Genomic DNA, 1,207 nt, shown 5'->3' on the forward strand with positions numbered 1-1,207 from the left:
GGCCCCTGCGCCGGCTCCGGCGGCACAGGCCGCGCCGGCCGGCGTCAGCGGCAAGGCCGCGCATGCCAGCCCGTCGGTGCGCAAGTACGCGCGCGAACTCGGCGTCGACGTGTCGCGCGTGCCGGGCTCCGGTCCGAAGGGCCGGATCACCCATGAAGACGTGCAGCGCTACGTCAAGGGCGTGATGACCGGGCAGGCCGCTGCGCCGGCGCAAGCGGCCGCTGGTGCCGGTGGCGGCGAACTCGGTCTGCTGCCGTGGCCGAAGGTCGATTTCACCCGCTACGGCGAGATCGAAAGCAAGCCGCTGTCGCGCATCAAGAAGATTTCGGGCGCGAACCTGCATCGCAACTGGGTGATGATCCCCCACGTGACCAATCACGACGAGGCCGACATCACCGAGCTCGAAGCGTTCCGCGTGCAGCTGAACAAGGAATACGAGAAGCAGGGCGTCAAGGTCACGATGCTGGCCTTCATGATCAAGGCCACGGTCGCCGCGCTGAAGAAGTTCCCGAACTTCAATGCCTCGCTCGACGGCGACAACCTCGTCCTGAAGAAGTACTTCAACATCGGCTTCGCCGCCGATACGCCGAACGGCCTGGTCGTGCCGGTGATCAAGGACGCCGACAAGAAGGGCGTGATCGAGATCGCGCAGGAGATGGCGGAACTGGCCAAGCTGGCGCGCGAGGGCAAGCTCAAGCCCGACCAGATGCAGGGCGGCTGCTTCTCGATCTCGTCGCTCGGCGGCCTGGGCGGTACCTACTTCACGCCGATCATCAATGCGCCGGAAGTGGCCATCATGGGCGTCTGCAAGTCGTATCAGAAGCCGGTCTGGGACGGCAAGCAGTTCGTGCCGCGCCTGACGCTGCCGCTGTCGCTGTCGTGGGACCACCGCGTGATCGACGGCGCCGAGGCGGCCCGCTTCAATACCTACTTCGGTCAGCTGCTGGCCGATTTCCGCCGCATTCTGCTGTAAGCGGCCCGGCCACAGGAGCAAAGCATGAGTGTGATCGAAGTCAAGGTGCCGGACATCGGCGATTTCGACGCGGTAGAAGTGATCGAGGTGCTGGTCAAGCCGGGCGACACGATCGAGCAGGAACAGTCGCTGATCGTGCTGGAGTCGGACAAGGCCAGCATGGACGTGCCGTCGTCGGCGGCCGGCAAGGTCGTCGAGGTCAAGGTCAAGGTCGGCGACAAGGTCGCCAAGGAC

Annotated in this window: 2 protein-coding genes; both read left to right on the forward strand. The window is 65.4% G+C overall.

Annotated features, from left to right (window positions below):
- Window positions 1–973: dihydrolipoyllysine-residue acetyltransferase (locus B551_RS18355; RefSeq protein ID WP_023264742.1), on the forward strand; the 973-nt coding region annotated here is incomplete at its 5' end.
- A 24-nt stretch (window positions 974–997) separates the two neighbouring features.
- Window positions 998–1,207: biotin/lipoyl-containing protein (locus tag B551_RS18360; protein ID WP_023264743.1), on the forward strand; the 210-nt coding region annotated here is incomplete at its 3' end.

It is taken from the genome of Cupriavidus sp. HPC(L) (assembly GCF_000307735.3).
GTDB lineage: Bacteria > Pseudomonadota > Gammaproteobacteria > Burkholderiales > Burkholderiaceae > Cupriavidus.